The organism is Streptomyces sp. NRRL F-5727 (assembly GCF_000719555.1).
Classification (GTDB): domain Bacteria; phylum Actinomycetota; class Actinomycetes; order Streptomycetales; family Streptomycetaceae; genus Streptomyces.
The window spans coordinates 102,640-118,804 of sequence record NZ_JOGX01000019.1 but is presented as its reverse complement, the minus strand read 5'-3'; the positions used below and the strand labels follow the sequence as shown (position 1 = coordinate 118,804).

At 75.0% G+C, this 16,165-nt stretch carries 17 protein-coding genes and 1 riboswitch; of the genes, 11 read left to right on the top strand and 6 right to left on the bottom strand.

The annotated features are described in order from the left end of the window. Positions 1-69 precede the first annotated feature (69 nt). A complete protein-coding gene (locus IF73_RS37665; protein ID WP_234338246.1) occupies positions 70-435 on the top strand; it encodes a luciferase family protein in 366 nt (121 codons plus the stop codon). A gap of 19 nt (positions 436-454) precedes the next feature. Here the strand turns inward: IF73_RS37665 and IF73_RS0116145 are convergent, their stop codons facing one another. Continuing rightward, positions 455-973: a PaaI family thioesterase gene (locus IF73_RS0116145; protein ID WP_031008253.1), complete on the bottom strand. Its 519-nt coding sequence runs from the start codon at positions 971-973 to the stop codon at positions 455-457. 115 nt (positions 974-1,088) lie between these two features. Here IF73_RS0116145 and IF73_RS0116140 point away from each other — a divergent pair, with 115 nt between their 5' ends. Further along, positions 1,089-1,559 (top strand): winged helix-turn-helix transcriptional regulator, encoded by a 471-nt coding sequence (locus tag IF73_RS0116140; RefSeq protein ID WP_031008252.1) that lies wholly within the window; start codon positions 1,089-1,091, stop codon positions 1,557-1,559. A 63-nt stretch (positions 1,560-1,622) separates the two neighbouring features. After that, positions 1,623-2,486 (top strand): YhjD/YihY/BrkB family envelope integrity protein, encoded by an 864-nt coding sequence (locus tag IF73_RS0116135; RefSeq protein ID WP_031008251.1) that lies wholly within the window; start codon positions 1,623-1,625, stop codon positions 2,484-2,486. Between the two features lie 12 nt (positions 2,487-2,498). Here IF73_RS0116135 and IF73_RS0116130 read toward each other — a convergent pair whose 3' ends face one another. Further along, a complete protein-coding gene (locus tag IF73_RS0116130; protein WP_031008250.1) occupies positions 2,499-3,326 on the bottom strand; it encodes an ABC transporter permease in 828 nt (275 codons plus the stop codon). Continuing rightward, entirely contained in the window at positions 3,323-4,231 is a 909-nt protein-coding gene (locus IF73_RS0116125; RefSeq protein WP_031008247.1) for an ABC transporter ATP-binding protein, read from the bottom strand. Before IF73_RS0116125 ends, IF73_RS0116130 begins: the two co-directional genes overlap by 4 nt. A 134-nt stretch (positions 4,232-4,365) precedes the next feature. Here IF73_RS0116125 and IF73_RS0116120 point away from each other — a divergent pair, with 134 nt between their 5' ends. From IF73_RS0116120 to IF73_RS0116105, 4 genes are all read left to right on the top strand, one after another. Continuing rightward, complete coding sequence (locus tag IF73_RS0116120) at positions 4,366-5,670, top strand: sensor histidine kinase (RefSeq protein WP_037879340.1); 1,305 nt, start codon at positions 4,366-4,368, stop codon at positions 5,668-5,670. After that, positions 5,667-6,386: a response regulator gene (locus tag IF73_RS0116115; protein WP_031008241.1), complete on the top strand. Its 720-nt coding sequence runs from the start codon at positions 5,667-5,669 to the stop codon at positions 6,384-6,386. The genes IF73_RS0116120 and IF73_RS0116115 overlap by 4 nt, the downstream gene beginning before the upstream one ends. A 68-nt stretch (positions 6,387-6,454) precedes the next feature. Further along, positions 6,455-6,673 carry a hypothetical protein gene (locus tag IF73_RS0116110; protein ID WP_234338245.1) on the top strand — a complete coding sequence of 73 codons (219 nt, stop codon included), beginning with the start codon at positions 6,455-6,457 and terminating at the stop codon, positions 6,671-6,673. 121 nt (positions 6,674-6,794) lie between these two features. Continuing rightward, positions 6,795-7,292 carry a peptidylprolyl isomerase gene (locus tag IF73_RS0116105; RefSeq protein ID WP_031008237.1) on the top strand — a complete coding sequence of 166 codons (498 nt, stop codon included), beginning with the start codon at positions 6,795-6,797 and terminating at the stop codon, positions 7,290-7,292. A gap of 90 nt (positions 7,293-7,382) precedes the next feature. On the opposite strand, the gene IF73_RS0116100 is transcribed toward IF73_RS0116105, so the two are convergent. Beyond that, positions 7,383-7,631 carry a type B 50S ribosomal protein L31 gene (locus IF73_RS0116100; protein WP_031008234.1) on the bottom strand — a complete coding sequence of 83 codons (249 nt, stop codon included), beginning with the start codon at positions 7,629-7,631 and terminating at the stop codon, positions 7,383-7,385. Between the two features lie 142 nt (positions 7,632-7,773). Next, complete coding sequence (locus IF73_RS0116095) at positions 7,774-10,296, bottom strand: SpoIIE family protein phosphatase (protein WP_078868084.1); 2,523 nt, start codon at positions 10,294-10,296, stop codon at positions 7,774-7,776. 225 nt (positions 10,297-10,521) lie between these two features. Here IF73_RS0116095 and IF73_RS0116090 point away from each other — a divergent pair, with 225 nt between their 5' ends. The 3 genes from IF73_RS0116090 to IF73_RS0116080 all read left to right on the top strand — a co-directional run bounded on the left by IF73_RS0116090 (position 10,522) and on the right by IF73_RS0116080 (position 14,089). Next, positions 10,522-11,286 carry an alpha/beta fold hydrolase gene (locus tag IF73_RS0116090; RefSeq protein ID WP_031008229.1) on the top strand — a complete coding sequence of 255 codons (765 nt, stop codon included), beginning with the start codon at positions 10,522-10,524 and terminating at the stop codon, positions 11,284-11,286. Between the two features lie 138 nt (positions 11,287-11,424). Further along, entirely contained in the window at positions 11,425-12,348 is a 924-nt protein-coding gene (locus tag IF73_RS0116085; RefSeq protein WP_078868083.1) for a universal stress protein, read from the top strand. Positions 12,349-12,781: 433 nt separating this feature from the next. Next, on the top strand, positions 12,782-14,089 hold the full coding sequence (locus tag IF73_RS0116080; RefSeq protein ID WP_031008225.1) for a phosphoribosyltransferase family protein: 1,308 nt from the start codon (positions 12,782-12,784) through the stop codon (positions 14,087-14,089). Here the strand turns inward: IF73_RS0116080 and IF73_RS0116075 are convergent. Continuing rightward, positions 14,083-14,988, bottom strand: coding sequence for a LysM peptidoglycan-binding domain-containing protein (locus tag IF73_RS0116075; protein ID WP_031008221.1), 906 nt, complete (start codon positions 14,986-14,988; stop codon positions 14,083-14,085). The genes IF73_RS0116080 and IF73_RS0116075 overlap by 7 nt on opposite strands. A 4-nt stretch (positions 14,989-14,992) precedes the next feature. Beyond that, positions 14,993-15,178: riboswitch (cyclic di-AMP (ydaO/yuaA leader) on the bottom strand. A 319-nt stretch (positions 15,179-15,497) separates the two neighbouring features. Here IF73_RS0116075 and IF73_RS0116070 point away from each other — a divergent pair. Next, the gene (locus IF73_RS0116070) at positions 15,498-16,127 is read left to right on the top strand and encodes a DUF6197 family protein (protein ID WP_051716835.1); all 630 of its coding nucleotides are present in this window, start codon (positions 15,498-15,500) and stop codon (positions 16,125-16,127) included. Positions 16,128-16,165: the final 38 nt, after the last annotated feature.

The window sequence follows — 16,165 nt, the reverse complement described above, 5'->3', positions numbered from 1 at the left end:
TTCCGGCCTCGACGGGATTCTTTCGCCAGGACGCTTGTGCCGCGCCCCGCGGCCCGGCACGCTCCTCGTATGAACACGGCCAGGCATGCCAGTGAACGTCTGATGAGCTGGCCCTCGCTGATCCGTGGCCGTGCGCACTGCGGTGCCGAACTCGGCCTCGGGACGGCGACGGAGGAGATCGTCCACTTCCACGGCGAGCACGAGGCCGACGTCCACCTCACCCGCGCGATGGTCGCCCGGCTGCGGCCCGCCCTCCAGAACTCGACCGCGGTACGGCTCCGGGCCGGCTCCGGCTGGGTGACGGTCCGGCTCGACGCGGGCTCCGACATCGACCTGCTCGCCACCCTGGTCAGCGCGGCCCTCCAGGCCACCGCGTCTCCCGACGCGGCCCCTGACCGGTGTACCCGCGCCCGCCCGGCCGTCGGCAGGCGCTGACCGGACCGGCGCGCGGGGCTCAGGCGCGAGCGCCCTCGCCCGTCTCCCGGCCGGGAACCGGGAAGAGCATGCAGGTGCTGGTGGCGTGCGCGAGGAGACGGTCCTCCGCGTCGTACAGCCCCGCCTCCGCCAGCGCGGTGCGCCGCCCGCGCGAGATGACCGTGCCGACGGCCCGCACCTTGCCCGTGTCCATCGTGATCGGCCGCAGGAAGCGGGTCGCCAGGTCGAGCGAGGTGTACGCGGTTCCCAGCGGCAGCGTGGTGTGCACCGCGCACCCCGCCGCCGAGTCGAGCAGCGTGGCGTAGACCCCGCCGTGCACGCTGCCGATCGGGTTGTAGTGCTCCTCGCCCGGCTCCAGGACGAAGACCGCCCGCCCGTCCTCGACCTCCTCCAGTGAGAACCCCAGCAGCGCCGCGATCGGCGGGCCCGGCAGCCGGCCCGCGATCATCTCGCGCAGGAAGTCCAGCCCCGCCATCGACGCCGCCGCCCGTGCCGTGGCCCCGGCGTCCTCCCACTCGACCGTGCGCGACCTGCCCATGACCACTCCGCTCCGTCGTTCCCCGTCGCCGTCCCGACGGCTGGCTCTGTACCGCGAAGCTAGACCCCGCGTCGGCTGACTGTCAATGACGCAGCCAGGTGGCTAGAGTGTGACGATGAAGTGGCTGGAGACGGACACCGAGAACTGCTCGGTCCGCCGCACCCTGGACCTCGTGGGCGAGAAGTGGAGCCTGCTCATCCTGCGCGACGCCTTCAACGGCGTCCGCCGGTACGACGACTTCCGCCGCCACCTCGGCCTCTCCGAAGCCGTCCTCGCCGACCGGCTCCGCAAACTCGTCGCCGCCGGAGTGCTCCGCAGCGTCCCCTACCGGGAACCCGGCACCCGCACCCGCCACGAGTACCGGCTCACCCCCAAGGGCATCGACCTCTGGCCCGTGCTGCTCGCCCTCAAACAGTGGGGCGACACCCACACCGGCGACCCCGAGGGCCCCTCCCTCGACATCCGCCACACCGCCTGCGGAGCCCCCGTCCAGGTCGTCGTCCAGTGCGCCGGCGACGACGCCGAGGTCCTCACCGCCCGCGAGGTCACCGTCACCCCCGGCCCCGGCGCCCGCCGCCTGCCCTGACCGCCCCACCCGTTCGGCCGCATCGCTGCGGGACCCGACCCCCCGGCGGGTACCGGACCAGACATGCCCCCCATCCCCGGTCCGCCGCGCGACCAGCCGCCGCACGAACACGCGCACCCGTTCCAGCGCTGGCGCGCCCGCCTGCTCGCATCACCCGTGGGGCTCGCCTGGAACCGCGGCCGCGCGATGGAACTCATGCACCGCGCCATGGGGTTCGCCGCCCTCAGCCTCCTCACCCTCGTCCCCCTCCTCATCGTGGTGGCCGCCGCCGACCTCTCCCGCGGCCAGGGATTCGCCCGCTGGCTCATCCAGGGCCTCGGCGTCACCGAGGTCTCCCAGGAAGAGGTCGAACTCCTCTTCGGCCAGCCGGGCCAGGCCCTCCAGCGCACCACCGCCTTCGGTCTCGCCGCCCTCGCCGCCTTCGGCGTCACCTTCGGCTCCGCCGTCCAGACCGGCTACGAACGCGCCTGGGACCTGCCCACCGCCCGCTGGCACACCATGTGGCGCCACATCGTCTGGCTCGCCGTCCTCGTCGCCGCCCTCCTCCTCTTCGTCGCCTTCCCCGCCCCCGAAAACGCCCCCGCCGCCCTCACCGTCCTCGTGGCCCTCGGCGACCTGGTCGGCACCTTCCTCTTCTTCTGGTGGTCCCAGCGCTTCCTCCTCTGCGGCCGCATCCGCTGGCGCGCCCTCCTGCCCGGCGCCGTCCTCACCGCCCTGGGCCTCCTCGGGCTGCGGATCTTCTCCCAGCTCGTCTTCTCCCCGCTGATCGCCTCCAACGCCGTCACCTACGGCCAGTTCGGCACCGTCCTGGTCCTGCAGTCCTGGCTCGTCGGCGTCGGCTTCGTCGTCTACGGCAGTGCCCTCGTCGGCCGCCTCGTCCACGAGACCCGCCTCCGCCGCCGCCTCACCCGCATCGACCGCCCCTGACCCGCCGCCCGCTCACTGGTCCCGTCTCCGCACCGTCACCACCGTCACCAGCACCGCCACCGCGACCCAACCCCCGTACACCAGCCACGCCCCGCCCGTCGTCCAGGCGAACGGCTCCATCGCACCCTCCCCGGCCAGCCGCCGCCACGCCCGCAAGGGCGTCGCGTGCCCCAGCACCGCCGTCAGCCGACGCTCCTCGCTCAACACCATCGGCACCAACAGCAGCAGCACCACCGCACCGACCACGGCCGCCGCCCCCCGCCGCAGCAGCGCCCCCAGAGCCATCCCCACCAGCGCGCACACCGGCGCCAGCAGCGCCGAGGCCACCACCAGCCGCACCGCCCCCGGACGGCCCAGCGACACCCCCGCGTCCCGCAGCGACAGCACCGCCTGCGACGCCCAGAACGAACCCCCCGCGACGACCGCCCCGAACCCGGCCTGCACCCCGGCCAGCACCAGCGCCTTCGCCGATATCAGCGCCCCCCGCGCCGGCACCGCCGCGAAGGTCGTCCGCACCTGCCCGCTGCCGTACTCGCCGACCACCGTCACGGCCCCCAGCGCCGCCGAACACAGCACCAGCACCATCGCCGCGTTCCCCGTGAACGCGTCCCCCAGCGCCAGACCGTCCGCCACGAACGCCGCCCGGGCGGCCTCGTCGTAGGCGTTCCAGTACCGGTAGTGGTCCCACGCCGTCCCGACGTTGAAGGCCATCACCGCCAGCGCGCCCAGCAGCAGCGACCAGCCGGTCGACCGCAGGGACCACAGCTTCAGCCACTCCGAAGCCACCAGATCGCGGAACCGGTCCCGCGGCTCCGCCGCGTGCACGACCAGCGTCGTCATCGGACACCCCCTGCCGTGTAGTCGGCGCTCTCCGCCGTCAGCTCCATGAACGCCTCCTCCAGCGAGGCCCTACGGGTCGTCAGCTGGTCCAGCACCACCCGGTGCTCCACCGCCAGCTCGCCTATCCGCGCCGCGCTCAGCCCCGTCACCGTCAGCCGGCCGTCCTCCGACACCACCTCCGCGCCCGCCGCCAGCAGCAGCGGCGTCAGCACGCCCGGAACCGGCGTCCCCACCGCGACGCTCGGCCGCGCCCCGCGCGCCGCGAACTCCGCGAGACTCTCCTCGGCTATCAGCCGGCCCCGGCCGACCACCACCAGGTCGTCGGCCGTGTGCTCCATCTCGCTCATCAGATGACTGGAGACGAACACCGTCCGCCCCTCCCCGGCGAGCCGCACGAACAGCTCCCGCACCCAGCGCACCCCCTCCGGATCCAGCCCGTTCAGCGGCTCGTCGAACAGCAGCACCGGCGGATCGCCCAGCAACGCGCCCGCTATCCCCAGCCGCTGCCGCATCCCCAGCGAGAAACCACCGATCCGCCGCCGGGCCGCGGCACCGAGACCGACCTCCTCCAGCACCTCGTCGACCCGCGCCGGCGGTATCCGATTGCTCCGCGCGAGCACCGCGAGATGCGACCGCGCGGTCCGCCCGCCGTGCACGTCCGCGGCATCGAGGAGCGCGCCCACATGCCGCAGCCCGCGAGGCCGGTCGGCGAACCGCCGTCCCCCGACCGTCACCGATCCGGCGGTCGGTGCGTGCAGCCCGAGGATCATCCGCAGCGTCGTGCTCTTCCCCGCCCCGTTGGGCCCGAGGAATCCGGTGACCCGCCCCGGCCGCACGGTGAAGCTGAGCCCGTCGACCGCGGTGGTGGCGCCGTAGCGCTTCGTGAGTTCCCTGACTTCGATCATGTCCACCACGGTGCCGCCCAGCCCCACCCCCGGACATCCGACCAGGACGGACAATGGGACGACCGACCGGTCATCCCCGGTCGTACAACCTGGGGTTGATGACCCGACACCGCCCCGCGCCTTACGATCACCGCATGTCAGCGACCTCGGCAGCGCCGCTCCGCAAACGGATGACGCCCGGCTGGTGGGCGGCGATCGCCTGGCTCGCCGGACTGCTCTTCACCGTGCTCCTGCGCCTGCGTCTGCCCGGTCAGGAATCGGCGGACGTCCTGCGGGGCGTCGTCTTCCTCCGCTGGGACGGGCTCACCATGCTCGTCCTCGCCACCGCCCTCGCCCTCCGCGGCAGCGCACTCCTCGACCGCCGGCCGACCGCCGCCCTCGGCCACCTCCTCGCCGCCGCGGTCCTCTGCTCCTTCCCGCTGGGCGTCACCGCCATACCGCTCGCCCAGTACCTCGCCGTCGACGTCGCCCTCTACACCATCGCCAGCCACCGGCCTACGAACGAGTCCGACCGCGCCGCCTTCCTCGCGGTCGGCGTCGTCCTGGGCCATCTCGCCGTCCGGCTCCTGGCCGGCTGGAGCGCCGGCACCACCACCGCCCTCGCCGTGCTCTCCACCGCCGGCGCCGTCTGGCTCGTCGGCCGGTCCGCGCGCCAGAACCGCCTGCACGCCGAAGAGACCCGCGCCCGCGCCGCCGAACAGGCCGTCATCGCCGAACGGCTGCGGATCGCCCGCGAGATGCACGACACCGTCGCCCACAGCATCGGCATCGTCGCCCTCCAGGCCGGCGCCGCCCGCCTCGTCATCGACAAACGACCGGAACTGGCCCGGGAAGCCCTCGGCGAGATCGAGACCGCCAGCCGCGAGACCCTCGCCGGCCTCCGCCGCATGCTCGGCGCCCTCCGCACCGCGGACACCGCCGGCGCCCCCGACACCGTCGCCACGCCCGCCACCCCGGCCGACGTGTCACCCGACGTCCTCGCCGAGCCGGCTCCACCCGCCCCGGCCGCCCCGCCCGGGCTCGCCTCGCTCGACCGGCTCGCCGAGACCACCGGCGCCGCCGGCGTGCGCGTCACCGTCCGTCGCGTCGGTGCCCCGCGCCCCCTGCCGCCCGACATCGACCTCTCCGCCTTCCGTGTCCTCCAGGAGTCCGTCACCAACGTCGTCCGCCACTCCGGCGCGGACACCTGCACCATCACCGTCGACCACCGCGACCCCGACACCCTCGCCCTCACCGTCGAGGACCCCGGTCCCGGTCCCGGTGCCGCGACCGGCCGCAGACGCGACCGGGCCGGCGGAGGCGGCTCCGGCTACGGCCTCGTCGGCATGCGGGAGCGCGTCGGACTGCTGCACGGCGAGTTCACCGCCGGACCCCGCCCCGGCGGCGGCTTCCGCGTCACCGCCCACCTTCCCGTCCCACCAGGAGCCGCCCCCGCATGAGCGACACCACGACCGAAGCCGCCACCGTCCCGTCCCCGGTCCGGGTCGTCCTCGCCGACGACCAGCCGCTCGTCCGCACCGCCCTGCGCATGGTCATCGCGGAGACCGACGACCTGCTCGTCGCCGGGGAGGCGTCCGACGGCGCCGAGGCCGTGCGCCTCGTCGAGGAGACGGCCGCCGACGTGGTCGTCATGGACCTGCGGATGCCGGGCACCGACGGCATCGAGGCGACCCGGCGGATCACCGCCGGCCCCACCGGCGCCCGCGTCGTCGTTCTCACCACCTTCGACGACGACGATCACGTCTACGGCGCCCTGCACGCCGGCGCCTCCGGCTTCCTCGTCAAGGACATGGCGATGGACGACATCCTGGCCGCCGTCCGGATCGTCGCCTCCGGCGACGCCCTCATCGCCCCCGCCGTCACCGGACGCCTCATCAAGGAGTTCACCCGCCGCCCCCGCGAGGGCCGGGAAGCCGCCGCGGCCGGCCCGAGCCCCGCCGCGCTCCGGCTCGCCGAGCGCACCACCGAACGCGAACAGGAGGTCCTCACCCTCGTCGGCCGGGGCCTGTCCAACACGGAGATCGCCGACGAACTCCACATCACCCTCGCCACCGTGAAGACCTACGTCACCCGGCTCCTCGCCAAGCTCGACGCCCGCGACCGGGTCCAGCTCGTCATCCTGGCCTACGAGGCAGGACTCGTCTCCACAAGCTGACGGACTGAAGGACTGACGGACTGATGGGCGGGCCGTAACCCTTTTCCGCCCCAGCAGTTGACCAGGGCATGAAGAAGCGCAGCATGCTCGCCATCGCCTCCCTCGCCGCAGGCGTCGTCACCGCCCTCGTCACGCCGCCGCCGCAGGCCAGCGCCGCGGAGAACCCCCTGGGTATCGGCGGGGCCACCGGACTCCTCCAGGAGGACGGCCCCGCCACCGTCGTCCACGAGACCGTCACGACCGTGGAGGGCACCGTCGCCGACGGCTCCGCCCAGGGACTCCGCTGACCGAGGGTCCCCACCGCCTCCGGTGCCCCGCGCCCCTGCCGGCGCGGGGCACCGGCGTGTCGTGACCCGCCGGGAGGCGGCCCGTGCGCGCGCGGTGCGCGGGTAATGACAGGATGTCCCCATGAGCAACAACGTTTTCTTCGACATCACCATCAACGACGAGCCGGCCGGCCGGATCGTCTTCAAGCTGTTCGACGACGTCGTCCCGAAGACGGCGCAGAACTTCCGCGAGCTCGCCACCGGCCAGCACGGCTTCGGCTACGAGGGCTCCCCGTTCCACCGCGTGATCCCCGCCTTCATGCTGCAGGGCGGTGACTTCACCCGCGGCAACGGCACCGGCGGCAAGAGCATCTACGGCGAGAAGTTCGAGGACGAGAACTTCGAGCTGAAGCACGACCGCCCGTTCCTGCTCTCGATGGCGAACGCGGGCAAGAACACCAACGGTTCCCAGTTCTTCATCACCACCATCGTCACCGACTGGCTGGACGGCAAGCACGTCGTCTTCGGCGAGGTCGTCGAGGGCCAGGACGTCGTCAAGAAGGTCGAGGCCCTGGGCTCCCGCTCCGGCGCCACCAGCGCCGTCATCAAGATCGGCAAGTCCGGCGTCGTCGAGGGCTGATCCGGCTCCCCGCGACACCCCATGGAACGGGGCGGGAGGAGCGGCGTCCACCGGACACCACTCCACCGCCCCGACCCGCCGACGGCAGCCTCAGCCGCCCTCGCCGTACCGCCGCTCGAACTTGGCGATCCGCCCCTCCGTGTCCACGGTACGCGCCTTGCCCGTGTAGAACGGGTGGCTCTCCGACGAGATCTCGACGTCGACCACCGGATACGTCTCGCCGTCGTCCCACTCGATGGTCTGCTCGCTCGTCGCGGTCGACCGCGTCAGGAACGCGTACCCCGCCGAGCGGTCACGGAAGACCACGGGCCGGTAGTCGGGCTGCTTGTCCTGCTGCACGGGACCTCCTCGCCTCGGGCGGCCGTCGCACGGCCGACCCCGTCGTGTCCGGCCCGAACGGCACGGACCCCCTCCAGCCTCGCCGGGGCCGCCCGCGCCGACCAGCGCCGCTGACCCGACCGGGTGAGCGCCAGGACCCGGCCTACCCGACCTGTCCGTCCTGCCGCGCCCAGCGGGCCGCGAGCAGCAGGGCGATGTCGTCCGGCCGGTCCGACGCCCGCACCGCCTCGTGCATCAGCCGGTCCGCCGCCTCCGCCAGCGGCAGCGAACCCGTCGACGCCAGCGTCCGGCGCAGCCGCTCCACCCCGTCGTCGATGTCCGCACCCGGCCGCTCCACCAGCCCGTCCGTGAACAGCGCGAGGACGGCGCCCTCGGCCAGCCGCAGCCGCGTCTCCGGATACGCGGCGCGCCCGTCCACGCCCAACACCACCCCGCCCGCGATGTCCAGCAGCTCCGCCGTCCCGTCCGGATGCCTCAGCAACGGCTGCGGATGCCCGGCCCGCACCGCCCGCGCGTCCCCCGTCCGCGCGTCCAGGACGATGTAGCAACAGCTCGCGAACTGCCCCGGGTCCAGGTCGATGAGCAGCCGGTTGGTGCCCCGCACCACGTCCTGCGGCGGCAGCCCGCTCAGCGCGAACGCCCGGACGGCGCTCCGCAGCTGGCCCATGGTCGCCGCCGCCGCGACCCCGTGCCCCTGGACGTCCCCGATGACCAGCGCCAGCTCGCCCCGGGCGGTCTCCACCACGTCGTACCAGTCGCCGCCCACGTCCATGCCCTGCGTCCCGGGCAGATAGCGGCCCACCGTCTCGACGCCCTCCCGCACCGGCAGCCGGTGCGGCAGCAGCGCGTCCTGGAGCCCGCGCGCGACGGCGGCCTCGGAGTCGTACCGCTGCGCCCGCTCCAGCGCCTGGGCGATCAGCCCCGCCAGCGCGGTGAGCACCGCCCGCTCCTCCGGGCCGAAGTCCCGCGGCCGGTCGAAGCCGAGGATGCAGGAACCGACCGGCCGGCCCGAGGCGATCAGCGGCAGGAACGCCCGAGCGCCCGACTCCGCGTCCAGCGGCAGTTCCGGATAGGTACGGCGCAGCATCTCCATCGACTCGAAGAACAGCGCCCGGCCGCCCGTCAGCGCGTCCACGCCCGGGACGTGGGCGTCCAGCGCCACCCCGTCGAAGGGGTCCAGGAAACCCGGCGGGAAACCCGTCTCCCACGCCAGATAGAGCCGCCGGTCGCTCAGCAGGTAGATCGCCAGCTGCCGCCCGCCGAAGGCCGGCAGCAGCTCCTCGGTGACCACCGCCGACACCTGCCGCGCCGTCACCGCCTCCGTCAGCGCGATCGCCAGCGCCACCGGACGGTACAGCGACGCCGCGCGCGTGCCCTCGGAGCCGAGCCCGTCACCGGCCCGCTGCGCAGGCGCCGGTTCCGGGGCCGCGTCCGGTTCCGGGGCCTCCTCCGGGACCAGCACCATGGTCACGCCGTCCCGGCCGGGGTGCAGCGACACCGACAGCCACCGGCCCTCCTCGGGGCGGGCCAGGAACCGCACCGGCTCCGTCGACAGCAGCGCGGCCCTCAGCTGCTCCTCGTGGAACGGGTGGGCGAACCACGGCAGCGCCTCCCACAGCGGCCGTCCGGCGAGCGCCCCGCGCGGGCGCCCCAGCAGCCGCTCGGTGCGCTCGTTCACGTAGGTGACCCGGCCGAGCCGGTCGATGGCCAGGATGGCCCGCGGCAGCCGGTCCGTGGCGTCCGAGCCGATCAGTCCCGTGCCCAGGTCGACCAGGGCGCCGGTCAGGTGACCGTGCCCGTCCGCACCGACGAACCGCGACCGTGCCGACACCTCCAGCAGGTGCAGTCCGCCGTCCGGCCCCTTCAGCCGCAGCCGGCGCACCGAGCCGCCGCCGTCCGCGGCGCCCGTCCGGCGGGCCGCAGCCCACAGCGCGTAGCCGTCCTCCGGCTCCAGCCGCGAGGTGAGCGCCTCGATCGGCAGCGGGGTGGCGTCCGGTACGCCGAGGATCGCCCGCAGCCCGTCGTCCATGGTCACGGTCCCCGCCGCCAGGTCCCAGTCGAAGGAGCCGAACCGCACCGGCGGCACGGCGCCGGACGGCAGCTGGACGCAGATCGGATCGCCCGGCCACCGCACCGGCGTCCCGCCCGCCACGAGCTCCGCCAGCACCTCCCCGAGCCGCAGCCCCGCGCGGGTCATCCGCTCCCGGTCCCGCGCGCCCACCGGCAGCCCGGGCGTCGGCGGCCGCAGCACCACCAGGACCCCGAACCGCTCCCGGCCGGCCACCACCGGGACGTACAGGGACGCGAAGGGGAAGGGCAGGCTCGCCACCAGCTGCGGGAACCGGCGCATCGACTCCTCGACGTCCGCCAGGTGCACCGGCTGCCCGGAGCGGTGCACCTCCGCGACCGGGAAGGGGCGGTTGGTGTGCATCCGCGACCAGGGCCGGAACAGCTCGCCCGGCAGGCCGGCCAGCACCGAGAGCCGCAGCAGCCCCTCCGTACCGGACCGCAGGTACACCCCGCCGGCGTACCCGCCGACCGCCTCGACGGCGTCCGTCGCCGCCTCCGCCAGCGCCTGCGTCAGGGCCTGCGGTGGCGTGCCGGGGGGCAGCGGCTGGTGCGGGGTCACACAGTCAGCATGCGCCCGCCGGGAAACCCGTCGCATCCTGGCGTCCGGGCCCCGGCGCGCCGCCCGAACGGGCTCCACGCGCGCGTGGAGGGCGCGGTCCCGCCGGAAACGCCCCCACGCGCGCGTGTCGACCTCGCTCCCTTGCCCGGACCCTGTTGACCCGGCGCTTCCGGACCGTCACACTCGGTCGTCGCCCTCCGCCGGCATCCGCGTGCGGAGGGCACCGTCAACCACGTCACCACCTCGCGCGCAGGGGGCACCATGACCGGCCCGGTACTTCCGTACGACGTCCACGGCGACGGCCCGGGGAGGGCCCTCGTCCTCCACAACTGGTTCGGCGACCGCAGCACCTTCGACCCGCTGCGCGCGCATCTCGACGCCTCGGCGGGCAGCTACGCCTTCGTCGACTGCCGCGGCTACGGCGAGGCCCGCGACGCCGAAGGGGACTTCACCATGGAGGAGGTCGCCGCGGACGCGCTGGCCGTCGCCGACGACCTCGGCTGGGACTCCTTCTCCGTCATCGGCCACTCCATGGGCGGCAAGGCCGCCCAGCTGATGCTGCTCGACGCGCCGGACCGGGTCCGCTCGATCGTCGGCATCTCACCCGTCGCCGCCTCCGGCTTCCCCCTCGACGAGGAGAGCCGGCAGCTGTTCGCCGGGGCCGCCGACGACCCGGCGTTGCGCCGGGTGATCATCGACCACACCACCGGCGGCCGGCACGACGGCCCGTGGCTGGACGCGGTCGTCGACCGTTCGGTGAGCCGCTCCTCCGCCGCCGCCTTCCGCGCCTACCTGGACTCCTGGTCCGGCACCGACTTCCACGAGCGGGTCCGCGACAACCCGACGCCCGTGCTGCTCGTCGTCGGCGCGCACGACCCGGCGCTGGGCGCGGAGGCGATGGAGGCGACCTGGCTGCGCTGGTACCCCAACGCCCGCCTGGAGGTCCTGGCGGACGCCGGGCACTACCCGCCGGAGGAGGCGCCGAAGGACCTGGCCCGGGCCATCGAGGCGTTCCTCGCCGCCTGACCCCGCCCGAAGGGACCTTTCGCGGGGCCGCGCGGGACTTCCGGCCCGCGTGGCGCCCGGTCCGGCGGGCAGTCCACGGGTGTACTCGATCACGGGCCACCCGCGATCGGCGGAGACGACCGGAAGGACGGAACAGCGATGGGGCGCAGCGAGGAACGGGCGACGACGGCGGAGACCGGGTCCGCGGGGGCGGGTGGCGGGCCGTTCGTCCTCGTCGGGACGGACGGCTCGCCGTCGGCGCTGCGGGCGGTGGAGGCGGCGGCGCGGGAGGCCGGGCGGCGCGGACTGAGGCTGGTCGTCGCGCACGCCTTCATCTGGCCGCTCTTCCGGGTCGACCTGGAGCCCTCCGTGTACGGGCCCACCGAGAGCGGGCTGCGGCGGCAGGCGCAGATCGTCCTGGACACGGCGGTCGCCCGGGCGCGGGCCGTCGCCCCGGGCACGGAGGTCTCCGGCGAGCTGATCTCCGGCGAACCGCTGGTGGTCCTCGCCACCCGCGCCCGGGGCGCGGACCTGGTGGTGGTCGGCAGCCGGGGCACCGGGGCCTTCGGCGCGCTGGTGCTCGGCTCGGTCGCCGTCCACCTCGCCGCGCACGCCGAGTGCCCCGTCCTGGTGGTGCGCGGCCGGGAGGATCCGGAGGGGCCGGTCGTCCTCGCCGTCGACGGCTCCCCGGACTCCGACGCGGCGGTCGACTTCGCGTTCGCGGAGGCGCGGGCGCGCGGCGCGGAGCTCGTCGCCGTCCACGCGTGGGCGCCGAGCTCCGGGCCGGCGGATCTCACCCCGCTCTTCCAGAGCGTCGAGGAGGTGCACGCGGAGGCGGGCCGCGTTCTCGACGCGGCGCTGGCCCGGGCCGCCGCACGCCACCCGGAGACGAAGGCCGAGCCCCGGCTGCTGCGCGGCAGCCCCCGCGAGGTGCTGCTGGAGGAGAGCGAGGGCGCCCAGCTGGTCGTCATGGGCGCGCGGGGGCGCGGCGGCTTCGCCGGCCTGCTGCTCGGCTCGGTGAGCCAGGCGCTGCTCCACCACGCCCGTTGCCCCGTCGCCGTCGTCCGGAACACGACGGGCTGAGGCGGACCCGCGGCCACCGCCGAGGCCCGCGGCCACGGCCGACCGGGGCGGGCGAGGCGGCCACCGTCGAGGCCCGCGGCGGCCTCGGCCGGGCCAGAAACGGCCTCGGCCGGCCCGAGACGGCCTCAGCCGGGCCAGAACCCGAGACGGCCTCAGCCGACCCGAGACGGCCCCGGTCGGGCCCGAGACGGCCCCGGTCGGGCGCGTCGCGGCGCCAGCCTGGCGCTTGGCGGCCCCGGCCGACCCGAGACGGCCCCGGTCGGACCCGAGGACGGCCCAGGTCGGACCCGAGGACGGCCCCCGTCGGGCCCGCGGCGGCACCGGTGGCCCCGTGCGGCCTCGGTGGCGTCGGGTGGCAGGTGGGACCCTGGAGGTACGGGCCGGGCCTGACGGTCCTCTCGGGGGGAATCGCCCATCGGGAAGGCGGCGCGTCATGTACTTCGCCGACCGCGTCGACGCGGGGCGGCAGCTCGCCGCCCGCCTCGGCCACCTCAAGGGCCACGACGTGGTCGTCCTCGGTCTGCCGCGCGGCGGCGTCCCGGTGGCGGCCGAGGTCGCGGAGGCCCTCGACGCGCCGCTGGACATCTGTCTCGTCCGCAAGCTGGGCGTGCCGAGCCGTCCCGAGCTGGCGATGGGGGCGATCGGGGAGGGCGGGGTGCGGGTCGTCAACGAGGAGATCGTGCGGGGCGGGGGCGTGACCGCGCGGGAGCTGGAGGCGGTCGAGGAGCGGGAGCGGGAGGTGCTGGCCGACCGGGCCCGGACGTACCGGGGCAGCCGCCGCCCGGTGCCGCTGGAGGGGCGGACGGTGGTCGTCGTCGACGACGGGCTGGCCACCGGCGCGACGGCGCTGGCCGCCTGCCGGGCGGTACGGGCCGCGGGCGCGGGGCGGATCGTGCTCGCCGTCCCGGTGGCGCCGCACGACTGGGCGGCCCGGCTCGGGGGCGAGGCCGACGAGACGGTCGCCGTGCACACCCCGACGGGGTTCGCCGCGGTCGGGCAGTTCTACCGGCGGTTCGACCAGACTCCGGACGCCGAGGTGGTGGCCCTGCTCGACCGGAGCCGGGCGGCGGGCGCTCCGGTGGTCCGGCACAGCTCCGTACGGATCCAGTCGAGCGGCCCGGAGCTGCCGGGCGATCTGGCGGTCCCCGACGGGGCCGCCGGGCTCGTCCTCTTCGCGCACGGCAGCGGCAGCGGCCGGCACAGCCCGAGGAACCGGGCGGTGGCCGCCGAGCTCAACGGGGCGGGGCTCGGGACGCTCCTCTTCGACCTGCTCACGGAGGCCGAGGCGGCCGACCGGGCGCGGGTCTTCGACACCCCGCTCCTCGCCGAGCGGCTGGCCCGTGCCTCCGCCTGGGCGGCCGAGTGGCCCGAGACCGAGGCCCTGCCCCGGGGCTACTTCGGGGCGAGCACGGGTGCGGCGGCCGCGCTGTGGGCGGCGGCCGCACCGGGCGACGACGTGGCCGCCGTGGTCTCCCGGGGCGGCCGGCCCGATCTGGCGGGGGAGCGGCTCGCGGCGGTGCGGGCCCCGACCCTGCTGATCGTCGGTGGGAGCGACGCCCTCGTCCTGGACCTCAACCGGCGGGCCCAGGCGCTGCTGCGGTGCGAGAGCCGGGTGGAGGTCGTCGCCGGCGCCGGTCACCTCTTCGAGGAGCCCGGCGCCCTGGAGGAGGTGGCGGAGCTGGCCACCGCCTGGTTCACCGGCCACCTCCTCGGGCCGGTGACCGGCGGGGACGGTCAGTAGGCGCCGTTGACGTTGTCGATGGAGCCGTACCGGTCGGCCGCGTAGTTGCAGGCGGCGGTGATGTTCGCGACGGGGTCGTACGGGTCGAGCGAGGTGCCCGGCACGTGGTACGCGGCGAAGGTCGGGTCGATGACCTGGAGCAGGCCCTTGGAGGGGGTGCCCTTCACGGCGTTCGAGTCCCAGAGGTTGATGGCACGGGGGTTGCCGGAGGACTCGCGCATGACGTTGCGGAGGATGCCGTCGTACGTGCCCGGTATGCCGTAGCGGGCCATGACGTCGAGCGACTCGCGGATCCAGCCGTCGAGGTTGTCGGCGTACCGGGTGGCGGCGGCGGGCGCGGCCTTCGCGGCGGCGGTCTGTGCCTGGGGCTGGGCCGCGCGGGTCTGCACGGACGGGGTCGTGGTGCGGTTCGCGGAGCGGCTCGCCCGTTCGGCGGAACCGGCGGCGGCGGGCTTCGCGGCGCTCTTGCGGGCCTTCTTCGCGGGCGCCGGAGCGGCCTTGGCAGAATCCCGACGAATCGTCAGTTCGAGGCCCGGGTGAATGAGTGACGGATTGTCACCGACGGCCGTCTTGTTCGCCCGGTAAAGCGCCTTCCAGCCGCCCTGAATTCCCTTTCGGTGGGCGATCAGGGAAAGCGAGTCGCCCTTCACCACGGTGTACGCGCGGGTGGCGGCCGGCGCGGCGGGGGCGGCCGCGGCGACCTGGGTGACCGCGGTGGTCCCGGCGGTCGGAGCGGCGACGGCGGCGGCCGGTGCGGCGTTCTGCGCGACGGGCGCGGCGCCGGCGGTGGCGGGGACGACCAGCGGCAGGGCGAGGGCGACTCCGCCGGTGCCGGCGAAGGCGAGACCTCGGGAGACGGGGCGGCGTCGGGGGCGGCGGTGCTTGCCGTGAGCGGGCATGACGGTTTCCTCTCCGGCGCCTGCGAGGTGAGCTGTCGGGTTCGGACGGGAGGTGTCCGGCCGCGCGCACGCGGCTTCACCCCGAGCCGTTCCGGATGTCCGGACCGGCGGTGTGGTGGGTCCCCCGCTCCTGCCGTCGGGTGCAATGGGAGGTCTTTCGGGCGGTGGCAGGATTCGGCGGTCCGCCCGAATGGAGGTGACCGTAGGCGAGAAATGCGGCGCGGAACAAGACGCGCATACACGGGAAATGCAAAGGGAAAGATCGCCGGGCCCGAATTCAAGATCGACGGGTTCGGCGGCCTTACCGGAATCCCTTGTGCCGTGCGGCTTCTGACGGGAGGGGACATGCCCACGGCGGGGAGAAAGTGAGTCGCGTCACGGGGTGTGCAATGTCCGAATAGGGCGTCTGATTCCTTTCGCGGAACAGTGCGTTGTAATGCCCGCGGGTGGGGGGTGACAGGTGCGGTGCGTACGCCGCAAAGCGGACATTCATCGCCAATGATGGGGGAATGTCCTCAACTGCCCCACTGTCCCTCACGCTGCCGGACCCCGACGCGCTCGACCGCGAGGCGGCTCGGCTCTACGAGAGCGCCGCCTGGGAGCGACTGCTCGCGCCCTCGCCGACCGACCCGGAGGCCGCAGCGGCCGCCCCGGGGCCCGCTCCCGAGGTGTGGCGGAGTCTGCTCTCCGTCCCCGTCGACCGGCTCGTGACCGAGGCGCTCCACGCGCTGCCGGCGGCCCCGCCCGCCGAGCGTCCGCTGCCCGGCCGGATCGGGGCCGCGCTCCCGGACCGGCTGCACGTCTGGCGCCGGATCGGCCGCCCGGACGTCCGCCCCTCCGTCCACCTGGCGTACGCCCGCCGGGTCCTCACCGAGTGGGGCTGGCAGAACACCCCGTACAGGCTCCGGGACGCGCGCGGTGCGCGGTGCGTCTGCGGTGCGCTGCTCGCCGCCCACCGGCTCGGCCACGGCAGCGCCTCGACCATGAACGAGGCCGGCGCCTGGATCATGACCGAGCTGCGGTCCCGGGGCTGGCACGGGCTCATCGGGCCCTGGAACCGCGCCCCGGGCCGTACCGCCGAGGACGCGCTGGCGCTCCTCGACGCCACGATCCGGCGCGCGGCCCTCGCCGGGCGCTGATCCGCCGCCGCACACGACCCCGCAGCCCGCCCGGCTCA